We start from the raw sequence: 1,343 nt of genomic DNA, 5'->3' as shown, positions 1-1,343 counted from the left end.
GCTGTCGGAGAAGCGATGTCGCGATTTTGCGCGCTTCGCCGGCGGCGGGCGCCGTGACGTCGCTTGCCTCGCCGGCGAGAAAGGTTCCGAAGGGAACCTGCGCGCGCGCCTTCAACCGAAAGGCAGGCGGAAGGAGTTCCTGAAATGCGTCGACGCCGGCGAAAGAAATGATCAGTCGGTTGAAGAGGTAAAATGGAATACCCGTGTCCCTGATCGCCGCAGCGATCTTGTCCTTGTCGCCGTCGAATTCATAAAAGCTGATGACCTTCGGCAACTGCTCGATGGCGATCAGGTTGGTCAAGACCTTCTCGGGGGCGTCTTCAACGAGTATCGACGATTGGGCCGTCACGTTCCTCCAAATTTCGAATTCTTCGTTCGCTTCGCCCGCTCGGCGAACCCCGGCGTCCTCGAATGTCTTCAAGAGCTCGACGAGTTTCCCACCCCATCCTTTCGTGAAGTCGATGGCGTTCAACCGATGGATTTGGATGGGAAAATCGCCGAAGTCCGTGTCGTCGATCCGCACGGGGATGACGAAGCCAGGATCCTTGATCGCTTTTTTGACGGCGTCCGCGACCGAGAGTTCGTTGCGAACGCCCGACCGGTTCGGGTCCACGCTTTTTCTCGACACGACGAACACCACCTTGACGGTGTGCGTTCGTATGGCCTCTTCGATCGTTGTCCAGAACGGAGTTCCTCCGTTCAAATCGAAAAGATCGGCCCAGACCTTGTAGCCGTGTCCGATCAGCCGGTTTCCCAGCCACCTGACGAAGTCGTTGTCGTCGGGCGTCGCATGACTAATGAAAATCGTGTCGCGTGTCATTTGTCAGCCTGATTCGCGCCTCGCGATTATAACCTCGTCGAAAGCGGCGACGTTTGCATTCTTGGCAACAATTCCCGCGCGGTGTCGACCGCCGCGCGCACCCCTTTCGATCAGGAAAGCCGATACAGCGGCTTTCCTTTCCCACAATGCGTCGACACAAGCCCCTTGCGGCTGGTCGGGCTCGATGCGGAGCGCCAGCAACAGCAGTCGGCGCGGGAACGAGACATGGACACGACTCCATACGTTCTATATCTGTTCTATATCGAAATTGCGCTCTCGACAAGGGCGCTTCAAAGGAGCGGATAACGTGGCGCGCCGGAATTGCGTTTACGCTCTCGCGAAATGTCTCGCCGTCGCGACAGCCTCTGGAATCGCATGCGCCGGCGAGGCGGAGATCCACTTCGCGCCGGTCGAGAATCTCGAGCGTCTAGACGTCTCCCTGATCCGCACGGCGCGAAAGACCCTCGACATCGCCGCCTACACGCTGACCGACCGCCCCGTCGTCGATGCGCTGGTCGACGCC

The 1,343-nt window shown here is 59.1% G+C and carries 1 protein-coding gene and 1 pseudogene; one reads left to right on the top strand and one right to left on the bottom strand.

Going from position 1 to position 1,343, the window contains the following annotated elements; translation table 11 throughout:
• A partial coding sequence (locus tag A1351_RS06850; RefSeq protein ID WP_157096148.1) for a toll/interleukin-1 receptor domain-containing protein occupies positions 1-820 on the bottom strand: 820 nt, incomplete at its 3' end.
• Between the two features lie 307 nt (positions 821-1,127).
• Here A1351_RS06850 and A1351_RS06845 point away from each other — a divergent pair.
• Positions 1,128-1,343 (top strand): annotated as a pseudogene (locus tag A1351_RS06845) (hypothetical protein); the annotation flags it as partial.

Origin of the sequence: Methylosinus sp. R-45379 (assembly GCF_001644125.1) — a bacterium.
Lineage (GTDB): Bacteria > Pseudomonadota > Alphaproteobacteria > Rhizobiales > Beijerinckiaceae > Methylosinus.
Note: the sequence above shows the minus strand (reverse complement) of the source record. Positions and strands in the feature narration are given on the sequence as shown.